At 43.6% G+C, this 19,168-nt stretch carries 14 protein-coding genes; 3 read left to right on the top strand and 11 right to left on the bottom strand.

What is annotated here, in order from left to right; translation table 11 throughout:
* Nucleotides 1–47: 47 nt before the first annotated feature.
* Together nusA and rimP are read right to left on the bottom strand one after the other, a co-directional pair.
* Nucleotides 48–1,289: a transcription termination factor NusA gene (gene nusA / locus X939_RS0112080; protein ID WP_025763532.1), complete on the bottom strand. Its 1,242-nt coding sequence runs from the start codon at nt 1,287–1,289 to the stop codon at nt 48–50.
* Nucleotides 1,290–1,374: 85 nt separating this feature from the next.
* Complete coding sequence (gene rimP, locus X939_RS0112075; RefSeq protein ID WP_025763531.1) at nt 1,375–1,857, bottom strand: ribosome maturation factor RimP; 483 nt, start codon at nt 1,855–1,857, stop codon at nt 1,375–1,377.
* A gap of 183 nt (nt 1,858–2,040) precedes the next feature.
* Between rimP and X939_RS23075 the strand changes: the two genes are divergently transcribed.
* Nucleotides 2,041–3,075 (top strand): endonuclease/exonuclease/phosphatase family protein, encoded by a 1,035-nt coding sequence (locus tag X939_RS23075; RefSeq protein ID WP_025763530.1) that lies wholly within the window; start codon nt 2,041–2,043, stop codon nt 3,073–3,075.
* A gap of 21 nt (nt 3,076–3,096) precedes the next feature.
* Here the strand turns inward: X939_RS23075 and X939_RS23070 are convergent, their stop codons facing one another.
* Entirely contained in the window at nt 3,097–3,438 is a 342-nt protein-coding gene (locus X939_RS23070) for a DUF4907 domain-containing protein (protein ID WP_084299461.1), read from the bottom strand.
* A 13-nt stretch (nt 3,439–3,451) separates the two neighbouring features.
* A complete protein-coding gene (locus tag X939_RS0112060; protein ID WP_025763528.1) occupies nt 3,452–4,480 on the bottom strand; it encodes a Kelch repeat-containing protein in 1,029 nt (342 codons plus the stop codon).
* A 508-nt stretch (nt 4,481–4,988) separates the two neighbouring features.
* On the opposite strand from X939_RS0112060, the gene X939_RS0112055 reads away from it, so the two are divergent.
* Entirely contained in the window at nt 4,989–6,392 is a 1,404-nt protein-coding gene (locus tag X939_RS0112055; RefSeq protein WP_025763527.1) for a DUF4270 family protein, read from the top strand.
* Nucleotides 6,393–6,522: 130 nt separating this feature from the next.
* On the opposite strand, the gene X939_RS0112050 is transcribed toward X939_RS0112055, so the two are convergent.
* The 5 genes from X939_RS0112050 to X939_RS23790 form a co-directional block, all read right to left on the bottom strand.
* Nucleotides 6,523–9,684: an efflux RND transporter permease subunit gene (locus tag X939_RS0112050; RefSeq protein ID WP_025763526.1), complete on the bottom strand. Its 3,162-nt coding sequence runs from the start codon at nt 9,682–9,684 to the stop codon at nt 6,523–6,525.
* A 67-nt stretch (nt 9,685–9,751) separates the two neighbouring features.
* Entirely contained in the window at nt 9,752–10,885 is a 1,134-nt protein-coding gene (locus tag X939_RS0112045; protein ID WP_025763525.1) for an efflux RND transporter periplasmic adaptor subunit, read from the bottom strand.
* A gap of 54 nt (nt 10,886–10,939) precedes the next feature.
* Nucleotides 10,940–12,304 carry a TolC family protein gene (locus X939_RS0112040; RefSeq protein WP_025763524.1) on the bottom strand — a complete coding sequence of 455 codons (1,365 nt, stop codon included), beginning with the start codon at nt 12,302–12,304 and terminating at the stop codon, nt 10,940–10,942.
* Between the two features lie 355 nt (nt 12,305–12,659).
* Nucleotides 12,660–14,375: a sodium:solute symporter family protein gene (locus X939_RS0112035; protein ID WP_025763523.1), complete on the bottom strand. Its 1,716-nt coding sequence runs from the start codon at nt 14,373–14,375 to the stop codon at nt 12,660–12,662.
* Nucleotides 14,372–14,515 carry a hypothetical protein gene (locus tag X939_RS23790; RefSeq protein ID WP_198034408.1) on the bottom strand — a complete coding sequence of 48 codons (144 nt, stop codon included), beginning with the start codon at nt 14,513–14,515 and terminating at the stop codon, nt 14,372–14,374. Before X939_RS23790 ends, X939_RS0112035 begins: the two co-directional genes overlap by 4 nt.
* A 244-nt stretch (nt 14,516–14,759) precedes the next feature.
* On the opposite strand from X939_RS23790, the gene X939_RS0112025 reads away from it, so the two are divergent.
* Nucleotides 14,760–15,698: a nucleoside hydrolase gene (locus X939_RS0112025; RefSeq protein ID WP_025763522.1), complete on the top strand. Its 939-nt coding sequence runs from the start codon at nt 14,760–14,762 to the stop codon at nt 15,696–15,698.
* A gap of 121 nt (nt 15,699–15,819) precedes the next feature.
* On the opposite strand, the gene X939_RS0112020 is transcribed toward X939_RS0112025, so the two are convergent.
* Both X939_RS0112020 and X939_RS0112015 read right to left on the bottom strand, forming a co-directional pair.
* Nucleotides 15,820–16,659, bottom strand: a complete 840-nt coding sequence (locus X939_RS0112020) for a CvfB family protein (protein WP_025763521.1) — start codon at nt 16,657–16,659, stop codon at nt 15,820–15,822.
* Between the two features lie 53 nt (nt 16,660–16,712).
* Nucleotides 16,713–19,115: a TonB-dependent receptor gene (locus tag X939_RS0112015; protein WP_025763520.1), complete on the bottom strand. Its 2,403-nt coding sequence runs from the start codon at nt 19,113–19,115 to the stop codon at nt 16,713–16,715.
* Nucleotides 19,116–19,168 lie beyond the last annotated feature (53 nt).

Genomic DNA, 19,168 nt, shown 5'->3' with positions numbered 1-19,168 from the left:
AAGTTTTGCATTCCTAAAACATGCCACCAGGCATGCTTCATTTTATTTTACTCAAATTCTTTACGAAGGATCTCCAGGACCTCTTCGATGGTAGTATCTTCCATATCGGTTCTACGTACCAGTTCTTCCGTGCTAAGGGCTAAAACACTTTTGGCAGTATCTAAGCCAATCTTATGAAGCTCCTGAATAATCCAGCTCTCGATTTCATCTGAGAATTCAGACAAATCTACATCTTCATCATTCTGTTCTTCGATATCACGGAACACATCGATCTCCATTCCGACAAGTTTACCAGCCAATTTAATGTTCTGGCCACCTTTACCAATTGCCAAAGATACTTGATCGGGCTTTAAAAAGACAGAAACCCGGCGGGCATCTTTGTCAATCTGCATGGAACTAACTTTGGCCGGGCTTAACGCTCTGCTTATAAGTAACTCCAGGTTTTCGGTAAAATTGATGACATCAATATTTTCGTTACCCAGTTCCCTCACGATAGAATGGATTCTGGATCCCTTCATTCCCACACAGGCTCCTACCGGATCAATGCGGTCATCGAAGGATTCCACAGCTACCTTCGCTCTTTCGCCTGGCTCTCGTACAACTCTTCTTACAGCAATAATTCCATCATAAATTTCAGGAATCTCTACTTCAAACAGGCGCTCTAAGAACATGGGGGAGGTCCGGGACAGAGTAATTTTTGGGGAGCCATTATTCATGTCTACCTTATGAATTACCGCTTTAACCGACTCTCCTTTGCGGAAGCGATCTTTAGATATCTGTTCAACACGTGGTAAAGAAAGTTCGTTTCCTTCACTGTCTACTATAATTACCTCGTGACGCAATGTCTGATACACTTCGCCCGTGATCATCTCTCCAACCTGATCCTTGTATTTTTCATACATGATCTCCTTCTCCATATCCTTGATACGCTGTATCAGGGTTTGGCGGGCCGTCTGAACCAAGCGGCGGCCAAATTCTTCTAGTTTTACTTCCTCGGCCACTTCCTCGCCGACTTCAAAGTCGCTTTGGATTCTACGGGCTTCGTTAAGGGGTATTTTGTTGTACTCCCAAATATCCTCTGAGTTGTCATCGACAATCTCACGGGTACGCCACATTTCTAAATCACCACTTTCCGGGTTAATGATGACGTCAAAGTTATCATCGGTGCCGTATTTTTTACGAATCATGGTTCTAAAAACCTCCTCCAATACGCTGATCATCGTAGGACGATCAATGTTTTTAGAGCTTGCAAACTCTGCAAATGATTCTATTAATATTCCGCTATCCATTGTATTTAGTATGAATATTTGCTGATCTTAGGTTGTACAATTTTATCTTTCATTCTACTCTGGCCTTAGGCCCGGAGCTTAATTTTTACTTGAGTGAAATCACTACAAGTGCTTTGGCTATTTGGTCGAAGGCGATCACCTTCCGCAGGGAGGCCTCCTCGACAGGGACTTTCGGTTTCTTCTTCGGAGCGGGAACCTGGAGGGTGATTTCCTTTTCCCCTACTTCTAAAAGCTCTCCCGTAAACATTTCTCCTGAGTTGTCTGTGATTTTTAAACTCCTACCGATGTTTTTTATAAACTGACGGGGCAATACCAAGGGCTGGTCCAAGCCGGGAGAAGACACCTCTAGGGTATAAGCCTCGGCGAAAAACTCCATTTCTTCAAGTTGTTTGGCCAGCTGCCGGCTCACAGACGTGCACTGCTGTATGGTAATTCCCTCGTCGCTATCGACTAAAATAATTACTTTCTGACTTATTTTGGAAGGTTTTAACGAAATATCGACAAGAAAACAATTGCTTGCTTCCAATATCGGATTGAGCAAATCTTCCAACTGTTCTTTAACTGTCATGTAAGATGGACTATAAATAAAAAAGGGGTTTAATACCCCTCAATCAACCGATCAAAATAGAATTCTGCCACAAATGTAATACAATTAAATCAGATCTACAAGTGGGCTAGGGTTTCCTAAAATAAAACATACGCTGAATTTTGTCCTTATATTGCAGCATCATTATTACGGTTTTATCTAGATATGCGCAGGCTCTATTCTTTTGTTAGTTTTTTTACCATAATTTTAACTTTTCTAATATATCTGGGGTATATCCAGGGCTGGGTGCTTGGCGTACTGGGGCTTGGCTATCCGGTGCTTTTACTATTTCATCTGTTTTGCCTGGGGTTGATACTTATTTTTAGTCCCCGCAATCTGCTCTGGCCCTTGCTGGTATTTGGCTCATTTCTTTTGCTCTTACCCCGAACCTATCGGCTAGATGCAGCCCCGAAGAACGCTGAAGCAGAAGATAAAAAGGTGATTTCGGTGCTTTCCTATAATGTAGGAAATTATACGAAAAGCGGGCAGGAAGTTTCCGATTATCTGCAATGGCTCCTGGGGCAGGAGGCCGACGTACTCTTATTGCCTGAATATTCTAACTGGACCCATCGGCGTACTTTGGACAATATTCGAAAAACCTATCCCTATTACCATACCCTACAACATCGAAAGCATAAGGCATTGAAAAATACGGTACGGTTAACGGTTTTTTCGAAATACCCAATCGTGGCCGCCAGAGACACATTATTTCAAGTCTTAAATGGAATCGTTCAGGCCGACATAGCGATAGGCAAGGACACCCTATCTATTTTTGGAACCCACTTGTTCTCCATGAGCCTTCAAATAGATAAACTTGTCAAAGAGAAAGACAAAGAAGAACTTGAAAAAGGAGGAGTGCTGGTGATGCGCAAACTAAAAAATGGCTTCTTACATAGGAAAGGAGAGGTAGATTTGCTGGAAGAATGGATAAAAGAGGCTAAACACCCGGTAATTGTCGGAGGGGATTTCAATGAAACGCCTTATAGCTACTCCTATAACCGTATGCGGAAAAGGTTGTCCAATGCCTTCGAAGAAGGCGGATCAGGATTTGGATTTACCTATAACAGTCTGCCATATTTTATACGGATCGACCAGCAATTTTATGATGCCAATAAACTAGAGCTAGTTAAATTCGAAACACATCGTGATATTTTTTTCTCAGATCATTTCCCTCTGACTGGGGTATATCGACTAAAGTAAGGATTGTATCCCTGACAGGTCTTATAATGCCAGCAGGCTGTCTAGCTCATGCCGTGTAATGGTAGGGGGGAGTTGGCCTGTATAGATTTTATGAACCACCAGAGCTCCGGTAGCCCGAGCCTGGCTCTCCTTTTCAAAACCTTTGAGACCCTCGACACCGGGGAGGTGCTTCTGTTGAATGATCAAGGTAGTATCGTCAAATATTTCGTATCCCCAACCATTGAGGGAATCCAAGGAGGTTTTAATATGCAGCACGTGCTCCGGAGAGTCGTCAGGGCCTGTAAAAAGGCTGGCCTTGTTGAACCATAAATAGGTTCCGACAAGGCCAGCAATCACTAATAATATGATGAAAGGCTTACGCACAAATTATCTTGATTTAGTTGTCTTCATCATTCACTACGGCTGTAGGGTCAAATGCCCACCAGTCGTCAAAACCTGCGGAGCCAGAGGGGCTGCCAGTTCCGAAGTAGCCGAGATTACCCACAGCGAACCCAGCGGCATATCCACGTTGACCACCTTCAAATCCGGTTACTTCAGTCCATACATTGGTGGCAGGCACATACTCCCAGCAATCTGATTGATTAGCTCCTCCAACCAAGTATACTTTGTCGCTGAAAACCAGGGCCAGCGAGTGAGTACGCTTCGGGAAATCTTCGTCGTCGTTAACCATTTTGGTCCATGCTCCCTGACCAGCATTACCGGCAGGATCGAATTGATAAAGATCGCTGGTTGAACTGTTGGAATTGGAAGTACCGAAGCCTACATAACCCTTACCTGAAACCGTGAATGCAGTAGCACCTCTACGCTTGCCACCTGTGAAGGTAGCAATTTCTCTCCAGGAGTCTGTAGTAGCATTATATTCATAAAAATCCTGATAGAAACCGCTTCCGTTATAGCCTAAGCCAACATATGCCTTGTCACCAACAGAAAAAGCAGAAGCATACTGGCGGGTTCCACCTGCAAAATCTGCTACAGCAGTCCAACTATTTTTTGCTGGATCGTAACTATAGAAATCCTTCTTATATCCGTTGTCTAGCTGGGTATTGCCGTCATAACCTGTACCTACATAAGCTTTACCACCTATAACGAAAGACACTGCATCCGTACGTCCAGTTCCAGGGAATTCTGCTTTTTGAGACCAAATCTTAGAACTTGCTTCATAGGACCAGAAATCTTTTACTCTTGAAACGGTTTCGTTGGTAAGTCCGGTACCCACATATCCTTTATCGCCAATCAGGAAGCTTACGGCTCTGGCACGGGCCGAACCACCGAATCCAGGGATGCCATCGCGGTACCAGTTACCCAATTTATCAGCCTCTGGGTCATCATTATTACATCCTACCTGCACGAGTGCGGTTGAGGCAATTATTAGGGCTAATGACGTCTTCTTTAAAGTATTGAACATGAAAATAATATGGTTTGACGAATTTTTACTGATAAAATAAATTATAAATTTGAACGATCTATAGGAACAACCTATACCTTGGCCAAAGTTAAATTTTCTGCAAACATAACATCTTGGCTTTGGTTAGTAAAGCAATGCTTACAAAATTTGAATATTTCTTTTTGTCCGGGGTGCCAGAATTCAACGCATGGCACCTTGTTTTGTTGCTTTAAATTAAAAATTTAGGCCCTCTGAAGCCCTTAATCTCCTATAATTTTTAAAGTGACGGTTTTTGCTATACCGAAAAAATATATTTCTTCTGTTATGAATGCCACAAATAAATGGTACGAATCGTATTGATAACTAGGTTTGAGACGTTTGTTTAGTCTGATCTAAATTGGATTACGCTGGTATCATTGCTTGTGTTGCAGCAAGATGTTGGTTTCATTAAATTAATTCTCTTTCGTTTAAATATGTTGTAATTAAGTTTACAACTCATAATTTTGCATTTTTACTGTTTCTTTCTTAGATGAGCATAAACTTAAAGACCCCCAAATCATATATCTCCCGTTTTCTTAATATCTCTTTGGCCCTAGGCTTGGCGACTTCTCTGTCGAGCTGTGACTGGGGAGATGAGATTGTTTCATTGGTTCAGCCCAATCCCGACGACTTCGCCGTTCTTTATAGCGATACCAATACGGTAAAGTTTAGTACCGTCGTTTACGATTCTTTAATGACCGGCGGCGTGGACCGCCTGCTGACGGGAAGATATCAGGATCCGTTGCTCGGGACTGTCACAGCACAGGGCTATACCCAACCCCAGCTTCAGGGCTCTATCGTACTCCCCGAAAAAGCGGTGTATGACTCGTTAGACGTGTTGTTAGAATATGACGGATATTATTATGGTGACACCACCAAAACCATGAACCTTTCGGTACATGCGGTAACTAAGGATATCTTCCTTCGGTCGTCCTATTTTAATACCTCAACGCTTCCTTTTGATGCTAAACCTTTAGGAACTTTGAAGTTTAAACCAATGCCCAATACAGATTCTTTGAAAATCAGACTTTCAGATGAATTAGGAAAGAAGATTTTCGATCTGGCGGAGAGTAATCTCATGAAAACAGCAGACGACTGGTATCAAGTTATTCAAGGTATTACGCTGCGGGTAAGCGATCAGGATCAAGGGGCAGTTATTGGTATTAAGCTTCAGGGCACAAATTCTGGGATACGTCTCCACTATCATGTGGTAGGTAATGATGGTATATCAAAGAATAAATCGGTGGTTGCTTTGAATGCTTCTTATAATCAGATTTCCACAGATAGGAAGGGCACCCAATTGGCACAGGCTACAGGGCCCAAAACTAGTGCTATTCCCTCCAGCCAGACTAATAACAGATCGTTCATTCAGGAAGGGATGGGGGTATTCACCAGAATAGATCTACCATATCTGAGCAATCTGAAATATGTTGACTATTCGGTCGCCAACAGAGCCTTGCTGAAAATTTATCCGGTTCAGCAGAGCGTTACGCCTATGTATAATGCACCTAAGCGACTGTATTTATATTACATTAATAAAAATAATGAGTTCTTCTCTTCTGGTGAAGGCAATTTTGTTCCTCAAGCCCTGACAACCTTAGACGGACGTGAAGCCATTTCTGGACAGTATGTTGAGAATATCATTGATAATGAGCAATATTATGTTTTTGATGTGAGTGCTTTTGTAGCCAGCATCATGTTTAGTGATTATAAAACAGAGAATGGACTTGCCTTATATACTTCTGCTATGGCGAATGGATCGTGGCCTGAAGCTCGTTCCGATTATGCTAAAGGTGTTTCCAGGTTGGTAATAGGCGATCAGAATGTTAAAGTCGGGCCGAATAATTCTAAGCTTGAGCTTTATTATACAACTGTAAAATACAATAAAAAATAGGAATCAATTGTCGCCTAGCACAATCGAACGGGTCTGTTCCAGGTAAATTCTCCAGGATAATATCAAAAAAAGGCTGCCATATCATTTCGGATATGGCAGCCTTTTCTTATGCTTATGTTTTCAATGATTACTAGTCTTCCTCTTCTAATTCACCTGCTTGTCTAGCCTTAAGCTTTTTGCCCATGGCTATTTTCTCTATGGCGACGAATAGTACAGGTACTACGAAGATAGCTAGAGAAGTGGCGGCAATCATACCGCCGAATACGGTCCAACCGATGGTCTTACGAGATTCGGCTGCGGCACCGCTGGCGAAGGCCAGAGGGAGCACACCAAGAATAAAGGCTAAAGAAGTCATAATAATCGGTCGGAGGCGGAGCTTAACTGCCTCCAGGGTGGCAGCCACTAGTTCCATTCCATTATCTACCCTTTCTTTGGCGAACTCGACGATTAGAATGGCGTTTTTGGCTGCAAGTCCAATTAAGGTGATCAGTCCAATCTGAGCATAAATATTATTTGTCAGGTTGGGCATAAAGGTCAGGGTTAGAATGGACCCAAATGCTCCGATAGGTACCGCAAATAGTACAGAGAATGGAATAGACCAACTTTCGTAGAGTGCGGCCAGGAAAAGGAATACAAAAAGAATGGAAATAGAGAATATTAGGGTAGTACTGTTACCCGCCTTAATTTCTTCGCTGCTCATCCCTGAAAATTCGAAACTGTAACCTTCCGGTAGAGTCTGAGCGACCTCCCGAAGGGCTTCGATGGCCTGGCCACTGGAATAACCGTCTCCTGGAGTACCATTAATTTCGATGGAGCGGTATATATTATAATGGGAAATAAGCGCTGGTGTCTCTATCAATTTGGAGCTTACGAGTGAGCTTAGGGGAATCATATTGCCCTGGGAATTGCGAACGTAAAACTTCTTGATCTTATCCAATGACGATCGGTAGGTACTATCGGCCTGAACCATTACCCGGAAGTTCCGGCCATATAAATTGAAGTCGTTGACATAGCTACTACCCAAAAGTGTAGAAAGCGAACTGTAGACGTCGGAGACTTTTACTCCCAGTTTTTTGGTTTTATCCCGATCCACCTCAAGTTCATAGCTAGGCGTACGTGCGTTAAAGAAGGTAAATGCAGCGCCGATCTCAGGTCTGGCATTAATATCTCCCAGAAATTTCCTGGCCACTACTTCAAACTGCTGAATATTGTCGGTACTGGTAGCCTGCTGTAGCTGGAAGGTAAAGCCGGCTGTAGATCCTAGTCCCGGAATCGCAGGAGGTGATATAGGCATAATGCGGGCCTCTTTAATATCCCCGGTTTTCTGCCGAATCTTGGCTATGACCGACTGTACATGGTGCTCAGCTCCCTTACGGTCGGCCCATGGATGCAGGTTTACAAACATGGTACCAACATTGGATTTGTTAGAAAAACTAATCACGTTGAGTCCTGCCAGTCCACCTACAACACGAACCTCTGGTATCTCCTTTAATCGGGCCATAATATCTTTAATCATAGCTACATTTCGTGTGGTGGAGGTGGCCTCTGGCATTTCGTATGTTACATACAGTCGCCCTTCATCCTCAATAGGGATGAAACCGGTGGGTTTGTTTTGGAACAAGAAGAACAAACCTACAAACAGACATACCATCATCACGAGTACCAGAGGGGTTGCTTTGATCCATCCGGCAACCCCATTGGTATATTTACTTGATAAACGTTCGAACCACCGGTTAAAGCGATCGAAGAAACGCTCCAGCATGTTTTTCTTGTCGTTCACCCCTTTAGAAGGTTTTAACATGATAACACAGAGTGCTGGTGTAAGCGAAAGGGCAACAAATGCTGAAAGCAGAACGGAAACTGCAATGGTTATGGCGAACTGCTGATACAATCGGCCTACTATTCCTGGCACAAAACTTACCGGTACGAATACCGCTGCAAGAATAAGAGCAATGGCGATTACTGGTCCGGAAATCTCTTTCATGGCCTTTTTTGTGGCCTTTTTGGGAGATAACTTTTCGTGATCTATATTATGCTGCACCGCCTCGACAACTACAATGGCATCATCTACTACGATTCCGATAGCCAACACGAAGGCAAAAAGGGTGAGGGTATTGATGGTGAAGCCAAAGGGTATAAAGAATATAAAAGTTCCAATCAGCGATACCGGAATGGCCAGGATCGGAATCAAAGTAGCTCTCCAGTTCTGAAGGAAGAGGAATACCACAATAATCACGAGAATCATGGCCTCGGCAAAAGTGTGTAACACTTCCTCGATAGATACCCGCACCACAGAGGCCGTTTCTAGTGGAATAGAATAGTCTAAGTCTTTGGGGAAAGAGGGCTTAAGTTTCTTTAAAGCCGCCATCACACCATCATATGTATCCAATGCGTTGGCGCCGGGTGCTTGGTAGATCAATACAAATGCAGCAGGTTTTCCATCCACAAAAGCATTGATCCCATAATCGAATTTCCCAAGTTCTACACGGGCAACATCTTTTAGATAGACAATAGAACCTTCAGTAGGGGAGCTTCTAACGACGATATCTTCAAACTGCTCCTTGGTGCTTAGCCGGCTGTTGGTAAGTACATTATATTCGAAGGACTGGGTGTTGGGCTGAGGGTTTCCACCTACTGTTCCTGCTGCCACCTGCAAGTTTTGCTCCGCCAATGCAGCCGAAATATCGGCAGGTACCATTTTAAGCGTGGCTAACTTATCGGGGTCCAGCCAAATACGCATACTGAAATCGTCGGCCCGTGTTACAATATCGCCCACACCTTTAACACGTTGTAATGCATCTTTTAGGTAGATATTGGCATAATTACCAATGAATTGTGCATCATGTGAGCCATTAGGAGAATATAAGGCCAGGGCTATCATAATAGACGGCTGGCGTTTACGGACAGTAAGACCAAGCCGCTTCACGGCATCGGGTAGGGTAGGCTCCGCAACGCTTACGCGATTTTGAACATCCAGAGCAGCTATGTTTACGTCTGTACCTACGTCAAATACGACGTTAATACTACTTTGTCCGCTACCGGTGCTGTTACTGGACATATAGGTCATGCCAGGAGTACCATTAATCTGGGTTTCTATTGGGGTTGTGGTAGTCTGTTCCACCGTTTGAGCATCCGCTCCAGTAAAACTTCCTGAAACAGTTACCGTAGGCGGTGTCACGTCAGGATACTGCGCAACGGGCAAATTAAATAGGGAAATAAGACCTACCAGCACGATTACCACCGAACTTACGATGGCCGTGATCGGTCTTTTGATGAATATGTCTGCAATCATAATAGTACTATCTGACAGGTGAAGTCAGGGCTAGGTAATGGGCCGTGACAAACAATTTTTTATGTGCTTATTTATTGCCAGCCCCAGGTGCTGCTTGCGGACTGGCGGTGGTAACTTTTACACCCTCTCTAAGGTTCTGAATACCCTCTACGGCAATTTTCTCTCCTGCATTCAGTCCTTTCTCAACAATGATCTTGCTTCCTACCGTGCGCCCTGGCTCAATGCGACGTTGCGTCACTTTGCTGCTGTCGCCTAGTACATATACAAAATATTCACCCAGCTGTTCTGTTACAGCTTTGAAAGGAATGGATACGGCAGAAGCTCCTGAAACGCTTCGAACCCGTACATTTCCCGTCATCCCTGCTCTTAGCGCATTGTCGGGATTGGGGAAAGTTAGTCGAGCCCTGATGGTACCTGTCTGAGGGTCTACTGCCCGATCCAAAAGGTCTATTTTGCCGGGATATGGATATATTTCTTGGCCGAAAGCCAAGGTAAAAGTAGAATCGGATTTTTTATTCTCTTTGATCAGGTTGGTAAAGCGATAAATTTCCTTCTGATCGACATTGAAGTCTACAGCGAGCTGCTGATCGGTGGATACCGTGTTTAACAAGGTTTGACCGGCGGATACAGGAGATCCAGGTTTTACCTGGGATATGCCAATAGTACCACTAAAAGGAGCATAAACTTTGGTGTATCGAACATTGGTTTGTACCGCTTTAATATTGGCCTTTGCTGCCTCAACCTGTTTCTTGGCTACCTGTAAGGCCGCCTCGGCATTGTCTACCAGCTGGGTCGCTACTGCATCATTTTTGGCTAGGGCCTGGTAGCGGTCGGCATCCTTTTGGGCTTTAAGCATATTGGCTTCCTGAACCTGCAATGCAGCAACTGCCTGATCGTAATTTGCCGAATATAGTTGTGCGTCAATGCTATAAAGAAGTTGACCTTTCTTTACCTTGGCGCCATCTTTGAAGTGGATTCCGGTGATAAATCCGGAGACCTGAGGACGCAACTCTATTTCATTTAAAGGAACAACCGTGCCAGGATACTGATCAAAATAGGTAGTAGTTTCATTGGTTACTTCCATCAGTGTTACGGGAACTTCCTGCGGGGCGGTAGGTTTTTGCTGCTCCTTCTGGCCACATGACCACAGCGCTGTAATCAGAATCGTAGAGCTTGCTATTAATTTGATTTGAGGTAACATATTTTTGAATTTCTATATAAGATAAGTAGGTGGATCAAAACAAAGCACTAGGTTTTATTCTGGATTATTGAGTTGGCCCAGGGTTCTCTGGACGTCTATTTTACTAGCCAATACATCGTAAAGGGCATTATAGTAGTTGATTCTGGCCAGTCGTAGATCGGTTTCGGAAGTGACGACCTCCAAATAAGCCTTAATTCCGGACCTATATTGAAGTTGAACAATTTCATAAACTTCCTTGGCAAGCTCTACATTTTCCTTTTGTGCCAATAGATTAGTCAGGTTACTTTGGTAAGTGGCCAAGGCCGTGGCGTATTCAGAACGAATATTATTTTTTAAATTTACCAAATCCCAATCCGCTCTTTTTACTTGCCACTGGGCCTGACTAATATTGGCTTTTCGTTTGCCTCCCTGAAATAAGGGTAAGGAAACCGTTAGCAAGCCATAAGATTGTGGATAGTTTTTATTATATAATTCTGAAAATTGATTGTTCTGGAAATTAAGGTTATAAGCCCCGTTAATAGACACAGTTGGCAAGTAGCTCCATTTATTGTATTGCAGGTTAGCCTCCGCCAGTCGCTTCTGTGTTTCTAAGATCTGATACTCTATTCGATCGGCATAGGCGGGGACCCTGGTCGTATCTAAGTATAGCTCCCGCTCCATCTGAAGGGTGTCGTAGGCTATTGATAAGGGTTGGTCGTCGGGATAACCTATTAAAGATTTTAAATAGGCCACCTTGGCTTTGAGCATTTCCTCATTACTCTTTTTATTAGCTTTGGTATTATTGAGTGAAATGGTGGCTCTTTTGAAGTCAATTTTATCGGTTATACCCGCCTTATACTGATTTTCTGCGTCCTGTAAGCTCCTCTCAAGTCGTCTTATGTCCTCAGTAGCAACATTAATCTGCTCGGTGGTCGACAATACATCGTAAAATGCTTTGGATACGTTAGCGGTTAAATCAATCTTATTATTCGATGTATTTTGCCTAGCTCTAAGTAGAACGTCTGACTTGGTTCTGTTGGCCAGAAACACATCCCTATTGAAAAGCTGCTGAGAAAGGGTGAATTGAGTCGCGGAAACATTATTTACCCCTAACTTAACCGGATTACCTCCAATGATACTGGTCTGTATCACAAAGTTGTGCTGGTAATTATAATTAAAATTGATTTGTGGATACCAATCGGCGAGTTTGCTCCTTACCTGATCTTCGGTAATTCGTTCATCAAGCACCGACTGCTGAATGCCAGGCTGATTTTGTAACGCATATTGAACGATATTCTCAAGGCTAGGGGTAGAAAGGGTTTGTTGGCTTCCATTGGCTCCCTCAACTTGGGCCTGGACTGGATTGGGCCAGTATGACAAAACAAAGGCCATTCCAATTGCCAGCCACAGAGATTTTCTCTGCATAGACGGATACTTCATGTAACGGTTATTTTAGAATTGATTTTTTTAAAAAACACCTTGGCTCTTCCCAGATTATGGTAAGTGCTAGGTGGGTCACGCAATGAATTGTTATTTAATGAGTTAGCGCAATATGCTTATCGAGTACAGTTGCAAGGGTGAATGCGATCATTAAGTAACCAATATTTACAAGACTGGATACTTACGGTATAGGTATTACATCCCTATCCAAACTTACTCGAAGCTTGACTAAATCAATTGTACTAATAAAGGAAAATTGGACCCGTTTAGTTTCCTTATTTTTAAAATTAATCGAACGTTTGACAGGTTAGATGGGAATAATAATATTAATACATGGAAAAGTAGTTTGAGAGGGCTAAGGGGCGCTGGAAAAGGATGGAGTTCCGGACGGATTTTCTGGCCAAATGAGTTCGATAATCCAGGCGAAAAGGATCACGAGGCTACAACCAATCAGATTCAGCCAAAGGAAGGCAGTAAGATTCAGAAGGAAGCTGGAGATGACAAATATTTCTGCTATAACACTACCCCAGAAAACTGCACGGCTACCGATCCTGCGGAAGTAGAAGGCCACTAGAAAGATCCCGAGTATGACTCCATAGAAAAGCGAACCCAATATATTTACTGCCTCGATCATGCTGCCCAGACGGGAGGCAAATTGGGCTACCCCAACACAGAATACGCCCCAAAAAAAGGTGATCCAACGAGAGGTTTTAACGTAGTCGATACCTTCGGCATCTTTAAGTATTATTCTTTTATAAATATCAATCACTGAGCAGGAAGCCAGGGAATTAAATGCCGAGGCAACCGAGCCCATACTGGCAAGCAAAATCACCGCGATAAGAAGCCCTACCATGCCTATGGGCAGGTAATCGATTACGAAGCGTAAGAAAATATAATTGACATCATTGACTTCAGAGCCATTAGCCTTGGAGATGAGCGTGGTGGCTTCCCCACGAACTTTTTTTACTTCTGCTTCAATATTCCCCAGGGCGGCTCTGGAGGCCTCTACAGCCGTTTCGTCGTCCCGATGTAGTGCATCGGTGAGGGCCATGACATGCACGTGTTTCCCTGCCTGAATGGCATCATGACGTTTTTCCAAGGCCATATATTCGCCACGATATTCACTGCTCTTTACTTCCTTTACGGCAGTCTCGTTGAAGAATAAGGGTGGGTTGGTAAACTGATAGAAGGCAAATACTAGAACCCCTACCAGCAGTATTAAGAATTGCATGGGGATTTTGAGTAGGCCATTCATGGCCAGACCTAGCTTGGACTGGCCTTCGGAGCGGCCGGTTAGGAAGCGCCCTACCTGTGACTGATCTGTACCGAAGTAGGAAAGTTGCAGGAAAAAACCACCTATCAATCCTGACCAAACGTTGTACCGATTGTTGAGGTCGAAGCTAAAATCTATGACATTGGTTTTGCCCATTTTTCCGGCCACATGAATGGCATCGGTGAAGCCTATACCTTCGGGGAGATATTTCACTACCATATATCCGGCCACCACCATTCCAAGGGTAATGATGCCCATTTGCTGCTGGTGCGTATAGGAAACTGCCTGAGAACCTCCGGTTATGGTGTAAAGAAGTACGAGCCCCCCGGAAATAATATTGGTCCAGGTAATGTCCCAGCCAAGGAGTGTAGACAATATAAGGGAGGGGGCATATATGGAAAGGCCGGTGGATAGGCCTCTTTGAAGCAAAAATAGCATAGCAGTAAGCCCTCTCGTCCTTAAATCGAATCGGCTTTCAAGAAACTCATATGCGGTGAAGACTTTGAGGCGGTGAAACTTCGGAACGAAGGTGATACAAAGCACCACCATGGCCAAGGGCAAGCCGAAGTAAAACTGAACAAAGCGCATCCCATCTGTATAGGCTTGTCCCGGGGCAGAAAGAAATGTGATGGCACTGGCTTGGGTAGCCATTAGCGAGAGGGTGACATGGTGCCAGGGTAAAGACTGGCCTGCTAGCAGGAATGAATCCATCGTCTGCTTCTGACGACTGCGGTAGATTCCATAGGATACGACAAAAAGTAAAGTAAGGGCAAGGACGATCCAATCGAGGTAATTCATTGAAAATGTTTCATGAAGAAATAGAAAAGAACAATAAGCGTAGCCAAGGTGCCCATCAATAACAGATATAGCTGGCTCCAGCTTTTTACAAAGGGAGGTAAACCGTCACGGTCGGGCGGCAAATTTTCTATCTCTTTCATGAATAAGGGTTCGTGGCTTCAACATAATTCCTTCAGGGAATTGGGTTAAAACTACAACGGTTTTCAGGAACTTTTAGCATGTTTAATTTGGTATTTTATCGTTTTTCTAGAACTAACTTTCTTTCAGCAAATTATTTACAAGGACTATTAAGAGCTGTCCTGCGATTTTTAAATGTCCAGATAGGGCATTTGCATGAGAAGTACTAACTTAGGGTTTAGGTACAGACCATACAGCTTTTGAATAATGAAAAGAATTCCTATTATTATTGATTGTGATCCGGGACACGACGACGCCCTCATGCTGATGCTCGCATTTGGGTCGGAGCGTTTCGATATAAAAGCCATTTCTACTTCGGCTGGTAATCAAACTCAGGAGAAGACTGTTTCCAATGCGCTTAAGTTACTCACCCTAATGGAACGCCGGGTACCCGTGTTCCGGGGGGCGGAAAAACCCTTACTGCGCGATTTGATCATTGCCGATTATGTACATGGAGAAACTGGCCTGGATGGTCCGTCCCTTCCTCAGCCCATTTTTGAGGCGGAGCCTATACCTGCAGTTGAAGGACTGGCACTGATACTTCAGCAAAGTGAGGAGAAGCTGACCATAGTGCCCACCGGCCCTCTGACTAATATAGCCCTCTTAATATCGGTCTATCCGCAAATTAAGGATAAAATAGAACGTATATCTTTAATGGGTGGAGGGATATTCCGGGGAAACATAAGTCCCCTGGCCGAGTTTAATATTTATGCAGACCCAGAAGCGGCAGCCATCGTTTTCAGTTCAGGAGTGCCTATTACCATGGCGGGTCTGGACGTCACCCACCGCGCTCTGGTGTTTCAAGAAGACATTATACAGTTTAGAAAAATTGGTACCCAAACGGGAAAGGTGGCGGCCGATCTGCTGGATTTCTTTTCTAAATTTTATAGAGAAAATCGCCTTGAGCTCAACGGTGGAGCCGCCCTGCATGACCCCTGTGCCATTGCCTGGCTTATGGAACCTGAAATTTTTAAGTCTAAGGCCTGTTATGTTCAGGTAGAAACACAGGGGCAACTGACCACTGGAACTACCGTAGTGGATTTCTATAATGTACTATCTCAAACACCCAATGTGGAGGTGCTATATGATCTGGATCGGAAGCGATATATTGAAATGCTAGCGGATGCATTAGCGAAGCTGCCATAATGCATAATATTCTTTTCTTGTCATATAGAAGAAAGCCCTTTCTGTATTTTAAGTTCGATTGGGCTTTCTTCTTGTAAAAAGGGAGCAGGAGATCATCAGGATAAATCTGCTTCCTTCCAGTCTATTCTTGCGGATTAAGAAAGATGCCATCCTCAGCAATTCGGATGATACCCTGCTTATAAAGTCCACCGATTGCTTTTTTAAATAGCTTTTTGCTCATACCCAAACGGTCATAAATTTCCTCTGGTGAACTTTTGTCTGAAAGGTCGAGAAACCCATTCTCAGACTTTACCCTATCCAGAATTTTCTGAGCATTGGGTTCTACTGCTTCGTATCCAATTTTTTGAAGACTGATATCCAGCTTATTTTCTTCTCTAATTTTCTTTACATAACCTCTTACGGTGTCCCCAACAGACAGGTTACCAAATACCTCGTTTTCATAAATCAATCCTTTGTGATACTGATTGATAATGGCGTTGTATCCGAGGTCTGTTTTACTCCAGACTAGCACTTCAACTTCATCCCCCTCTGCAACGGTCAGCCGCTCATTATCCAAAAACCTGTCAATTTTGGTAGAGGCGATTAATTTGGACGATTTTTGATCCAGATATAGAAACACAACATGTTTTTCGCCGATTTGCATGGGCGTACTCTGTTCGCGGAAGGGCACGAAAAGGTCTTTGATGAGCCCCCAATCCATAAATGCTCCGTGCTCCGTAACATCATTGACTTCTAAGAAGGCGAATTCATTGCGAATGATCTTGGGAGTTTCGGTTGTTGCCACTGGCCGGTGCTCGGAGTCCAGATAAACAAAAACCTTAATAGTATCGTCAATTTTCATATCCTCGGTAATGTATTGATTGGGAAGAAGCACTTCTTCACCTTCAACTTCACTGAGAAACATGCCTACACTGGTAACCCGCTCTATGGTGAGATAATTATATTTTCCTATAAAAAGCATTGCTGCAGTTAAATTAAGTTTGAGAACAAAGATACCAGTTCAGGGGATAGAAATCATTCTTCTTCCCCAAAGTTCCCGTCATTATTCGATTTCGGCCTCTCTTTGGATCGGTTCAGGCGGTATGAGAAGCTGAGGAGTACTTGTCGTGCCCGCCATTGAAATTCGGATCGGGAATAGTAGCCTTCATTTTCTACAATTCTACGCCTTTTTTGAGAGTTGAGCAGGTCGCGAACACTTAAAGTCACCGTAGCATTGCCTTTCATAATATCTTTAGCCAAGCCTAGGTCCAGAGCATACATGGCCAAGTCACGCCCTTGGGTGGTATGTCGTGGAGCCCGGTAATTTAGGGCAGCCTGAAAGTCTACATTTCTTAGGAGTGTAGTACGGGAGGTCACCCTACTATTCCACGAATAGGTATCGCTCTGTAGAATGCGGTCGTTATATTCGCCTTTGTTCTGACTCCTGAACAAATTGGCATTTGCACTGAGTTTCCACCAGGCGAAAGGGTCATAGGTAAGGTTAAATTCGAGGCCATAAGAATCCCCGGTCGAAAGGTTGATAGGCGTAATACGAGTAAACCCTGTGCTATCTACACTGGTAATATATTCGATAACGCCAGTCCGTTTCCGATAATAGATACTGGAAAGCAGGGTCCCTTTATCCATATTGATCAAATGGCCTGCCTCATAGGAGTGCGTGTATTCCGGATTTAGTAGCGGATTTCCTGCTCTGAAAACTCGGGAATCACTGAAGTTGGAAAAGGGTAGGAGGTTACGGAAGCCTGGTCGGCTCAGCCTATAACTGTAGCTTAACTGTAAGGTTTGTTTCTTGTCTACCTCATAGGAAAGGTGAACACTTGGGAAAAGATTGAAATAGTGTCGGTCATTATTTTCATTGGTCTTCTTTAATGAAGTTCTGATGTCCGAATATTCTCCTCGAAGTCCTGCCTGAACGAATACCTTTCCGAGCTTATGGCTTCCCATGATATAACCCGCATGAATACGTTCGTCATAAGCCAGGTAATTATCGAAATCGGGAAGGATCTGCCAATTTTGCTTTTCACTAAGCTGATGAACGGAAAAGTCATTATCCAGAAGTCGTATAGAGCTTTTAATTCCTCCTTCAATGCGGCTATTTTCACCCAGCGGATGGATATAATCTGCTTGAATCAGGAAGGTTTTCTCATCTTCGGTATTATATGATCTTTGTTGCAGCAAATCCTCGGCATCGAGAGTATATTGGCGGTATTTGGCAGCTTCTGTTTCGTCGCTTATGATATATTTGAGATCCACTGTTAAACTTTGATCCTTTTTTTCAAAGGTTTTACGATAGTTTACTGCCCCCTCTATATTAATACTCGGCTCTCTTTCTCTTTCTTCTCTTACCACGGTACGGGTCAACAGGTCAGAGGCATCAAAATCACGATATTCTAAGTTCGAGCGATTATCGTTATTAGAATGGCGGAAGGATACCGTTGTAGTCAAGGTATTGTATTGATTAAAAAAGTAGTCGAGCCCGAAGGTTCCAGTATTAGAAAGACCGGACCTTGTCCTATTATTTATCTGTTCATATACAAAGCTGGTATCGGCACTGGCATATTCCTGACGGGAGTTCCCTCGTCCCGGACTTTCACGGTAAGAGAGGCCATAACTGGCAATAAGATTGGTTTTGTTTTTACGGTAGTTGATATTAAATGATCCGGCATAGTTAGATGGATGCCCCAGCGTACCCACAAATGTTCCGTTAAGTCCGTACCTTATGTTCTTTTTCATGATAATATTTAGTATCCCCACTTCTCCTTCGGCATCATAGCGTGACGAAGGATTTGTAATGACCTCAATACTTTCGATAAGATCGGCCGGGATCTGTTTTAAGGCCTCTGCCGGATTCAAGCCAATCATTCCTGACTGTTTACCATTAATTAAAATCCGAACATTCTGGCTTCCACGAAGCGCTACATTTCCATCTACATCTACGGTTACCGAAGGTACGTTATTCAGGATCATCGATGCCGTACCACCTATATTACTGAGGTCTTTTCCTACGTTGAAAACACGTTTGTCCAGCTGAAGCTCCATCTGACTTTTTTCTCCTCTGACCAAGACTTCATTTAATACCTGAGTCGCCGTGGATAGGGTTAGAGGGCCCAGGTCCACATCTTTGCCAGCTAACTCAATATCTACGAAACGATCCTGATGCGTGAGGCTGGATACCTTCAGGTAGTAGGAGCCTTCGGGAGCTTGCAAAGCAAAGAAGCCATCTATGTCGGAGTTGCTTCCAGTAATTAAAGTAGAGTCGGTCTGGGTAAATAAGGCAAGGGTTGCGAAAGGAATTGCCTGACTGGAATTATCGATTAATTTGCCAGCTATAGAACGTTTCTTAATAGGTTCTTCTTGGGCCAGGCCTTCAAGCCAGAAGCAAGGGAATAGGCAAATTAATGCATATAGATTTTTCATAAGCTAGGTTTCTTTGTATTTATTGAATTTGACTCACCGGAATTATCAGCAAA

Origin of the sequence: Dyadobacter tibetensis Y620-1, assembly GCF_000566685.1 — a bacterium.
GTDB lineage: Bacteria > Bacteroidota > Bacteroidia > Cytophagales > Spirosomataceae > Dyadobacter > Dyadobacter tibetensis.
This window is presented reverse-complemented; position numbering and strand designations above follow the sequence as displayed.